Origin of the sequence: Chitinophaga sp., from assembly GCF_039596155.1 — a bacterium.
GTDB lineage: Bacteria > Bacteroidota > Bacteroidia > Chitinophagales > Chitinophagaceae > Chitinophaga.
Map to the genome: position 1 here is coordinate 1 of NZ_JBCNKF010000063.1, position 3622 is coordinate 3622.

Annotated in this window: 4 protein-coding genes; 1 reads left to right on the top strand and 3 read right to left on the bottom strand. The window is 43.9% G+C overall.

From position 1 onward, the window contains the following. The 3 genes from ABDW33_RS31275 to ABDW33_RS31285 all read right to left on the bottom strand — a co-directional run. The coding region (locus ABDW33_RS31275; RefSeq protein ID WP_343694022.1) for a response regulator at nucleotides 1-386 on the bottom strand (386 nt) is incomplete at its 3' end. A 10-nt stretch (nucleotides 387-396) separates the two neighbouring features. Continuing rightward, entirely contained in the window at nucleotides 397-1410 is a 1014-nt protein-coding gene (locus ABDW33_RS31280; RefSeq protein WP_343694023.1) for a histidine kinase, read from the bottom strand. After that, nucleotides 1407-2567 (bottom strand): acyltransferase family protein, encoded by a 1161-nt coding sequence (locus ABDW33_RS31285; protein WP_343694024.1) that lies wholly within the window; start codon nucleotides 2565-2567, stop codon nucleotides 1407-1409. The genes ABDW33_RS31280 and ABDW33_RS31285 overlap by 4 nt, the downstream gene beginning before the upstream one ends. 300 nt (nucleotides 2568-2867) lie before the next feature. Here ABDW33_RS31285 and ABDW33_RS31290 point away from each other — a divergent pair, with 300 nt between their 5' ends. Then, nucleotides 2868-3422: a fasciclin domain-containing protein gene (locus tag ABDW33_RS31290; protein ID WP_343694025.1), complete on the top strand. Its 555-nt coding sequence runs from the start codon at nucleotides 2868-2870 to the stop codon at nucleotides 3420-3422. Nucleotides 3423-3622: the final 200 nt, after the last annotated feature.

Genomic DNA, 3622 nt, shown 5'->3' on the forward strand with positions numbered 1-3622 from the left:
AAAAAGTAATCATTCCCGGCAGCCTGCGGTTGAAAATAGTCATAGATCTTATTGGCTGTTTTCAGGAACCGGTCAAAGGAAATGGGCTTCAGTAAATAATCCAGCACTTCCAGTTCATACCCGTGTACAGCGTATTTCTCATACGCTGTTGTAAATACAACCTTTGGTGGCTTTGATAAATTTCTCAATAACTCAATGCCCGTCATGTAAGGCATCTCGATATCCAAAAACAGGACGTCCACCGGCTGCTGTCTGAGTAATGAATTCAACTCGACCGCATTTTCACACATGCCTTTTAAATCAAGAAAATCAATTTTCTCAATGTAGCCCTGCAAACCTTTTCTTGCAAATGGTTCATCATCCGTGACAATACAAGATATCTTCATAATAATTGCTTCAAAATAATTCAAGTCTGACTCTAAAAGCAGTCTCCGATCGCTCAATTTCCAGGCTATGGCTTCCGGGGTAGAGCAGCTCCAGCCGTCTTTGCAGGTTTTCCAGCCCAATACCGCCGGTTTTATGAATTGCCGGTGGTATATCATTCTCCACCTTAAAAACGATCCGATTGCCCTTTAAAGAGGCATTTATTTTCAATTGATACGCTCCTCCCACGTACTTAAATGCATTTTCCACCAGTGGAAAAAATAATAGTGGGTAAATAATCTGTCCCTGCAATGCCGGATCGAAATAAACCTGCAAAGATAACTTCTCAGAGGCCCGCAATTGCTGCAGACTGATAAAACTTTCCAGGTAATCCAGTTCCTGCCTGACAGGTACGGTTTGTTGCTGGTCGTATAACTGATACCTGATCAATGATGAGAACAACTCCACGCTCTTCTTAGCCGCATGCACATCTTCGTCCATCTGGAAATAAATGGTATTCAGTGCGTTGAACAAAAAATGCGGGTGCAGCTGCGCCTTCAGGAACTTCAGTTCTGCCTGCAGCCGGTCGTTCATCACCTTTTCCAGCTTAAGCCGGTTATCTACATACGCTTTCAGGAAGGCATTGCTTCTTCGCAGTCCATAGTAGATATACCCATACAACAATGGTATCACGTTCACATCGGCAAAGTCGAACACCTGCAACCCATCGTCCGTGAAAGCAGGAATCGGCAGGATCAGCACGTTCTGTATCAACAGCATAAACAAGGTAACAGCACCTAATTCCTTCAGTATGCGCTTCCGTGTAAATTCATTTGCCCAATGGGTATCGAAGTACCTGAACAGGAAATCCTGCCCGATCACGAATAACCAGCCCGCCACGATGCAGACCCCTATTTCCATGGTGTTTAACTGCCAGGTGCGTTGCCAGAATTTCATCCCGGTCACTGTGTCTAGCAGTAACCGGATGGTGAAGTAGGTCACAAGACCATAGATACTTCCGGCGAATATTACCCGTTTCAGTTTCATGCGGAAAATTTACGATTCTTTTTCATTCCAAAAAGCCATCTTGTAACCCGGTAGGGACGGATGAAGAGATGAAAGACCACCATACAGATCGCCAGCGTAACCAGCACGATGAAGATATACTTGATCCCGACACTATCTGGTGCCTGTACGACATAATACGCCAGTATAACGATCACGGTCTGATGCAGGATATAGAAGGGATATACGGCCTCGTTGAGGTAATTGAGGGATGGGTGTTGCCTGTCGAGGTTTTTTTTTCCATAACCGATGCAGGTGAGTACCCAGGCCCAGCCACAGAGCACTTTCAATGCCATGAACGCATAAGTACGGTAATCCTGCTGCCAGTCCGGGAGTACATCCCAGGGAGAAAGATCATTCCAGCGTACCACATTAATGGCAATCAGGGAGAGAAAAGCAATAATGAAGGTACTTTTCCTGTTTCTTTCCAGGCTATCCATCAGTAAAGGATTGGCAATGCACAGGAAACCCGGAATTAAGAACAGCAGCCAGTAAGCCATATATGCCCAGTCGCCCCAGAATGTATTGGTTTCGGGATATTTCAACGTAAACGCAGTAAATACAATAATACCCGGTAGTGTGAGCAGGTAGACACGTTGTCCTTTGCCAAACCATGCCAGCCATTCCCTGAACCCGGCACCCTTTGCAGAAACGATCCAGGCAAAAGCGGGCGCGCAGATGATATCGTACAATACAAGGTATAATATAAACCACAGGTGATGCCAGCTCAGGTTCCCCTTGGGATAAGGACCGGTACTAAACATTGTCGCGTAAAAATGAAGGTACGATCCTTTAAAGCCCTGGGTAAGCCTTTCCATATATACCTGCGGAGGAACGATGATCAACATACCAAAGAGCAACGGGACAAACAATTTCGTCATGCGCAATTTAATAAAACCACCGGCACTGCGCCTTTGCATCATGTAGTAGCTCACCGTACCTGAGATAAAAAACAACAGGGGCATGCGGAACATGTGCAGCCACATGTTCATTTCCAACAGGATATTACTGGTTTCCTTATTACGGATATGCCAACCCAGTTCAGTGGCAAAAGGCATGGCGGAATGGAATATTAATACGCCAAAAATGGCAAGGATGCGGATCCAGTCCAACCAGGCCTGACGTGGTGTTGCTTGCATAAATTTCAGTTTATACAGCCAAATTAGGCAGGATGGCGGGGTGGGTAAAAAAAGTTTGACGTAAGGACAGTTTTGAGGGATGTGAGGGCAGAACAAACACGGGGTTGCATCGTCCAATGTGAGATAGCAATTGATCCATACTGAAGGAAAGAATCCCGTGCACATACGTATAAAACCTTATTTCGGATTTGCCATTTCCATCCTAAAAATTATAATCTTCAGATAACATTTTTCACAAAACCAACTCTATAAATCCCCCGTAGGTAATGTTGTAATATTCCTAATAAAAACAATTGAATTATGAAAAAACTGGCACTGTTTGCAATGTTCGCAATTGCAACAATCATTACATCCAACGCTCAGGCTCAGGAAAAAACAGTGATGGTAGGAGGAGCCGCCATGTACCCCTCTAAAAACATCATTGAAAATGCAGTCAATTCAAAAGATCATACGACACTCGTCGCTGCTGTAAAAGCCGCCGGCCTCGTCGAAACATTACAAGGTGCAGGTCCTTTCACGGTGTTCGCACCTACCAACAAAGCCTTTGAAAAATTACCCAAAGGCACGGTGGAGACATTGCTGAAACCAGAAAACAAAGCCATGCTGCAGGGAGTACTTACATACCATGTGGTAGCAGGTAATCTCGACAGTAAAGCGCTCGCAGAAAAGATCAGGGAAGGAAACGGGAAAGCAGAATTGACAACCGTACAGGGTGGTAAATTATGGGCCTGGATGCAAGGGAACAAGCTGGTATTAAAAGATGAAAAAGGTGGTATGGCAACTGTTACCATCAAAGATGTTCACCAGAGTAATGGTGTTATTCATGTGATAGATCATGTGTTGATGCACAAGTAATCAAACTACCTTATTTTCAGTCAGCAGATGAGGGTGTCTCATAAATAAATGAGGCACCCTCTTTTATTTGTATAAAAAATGTATTGTTAATCAATATTTTATTAACTCTTCCTATATTTAAATATGGCAAGAGGTAAAACTTTATCCGTAGTATTTAAAAGCACTCATCAGAATCAGGGATTCCTTTTTCCTCCTGATCT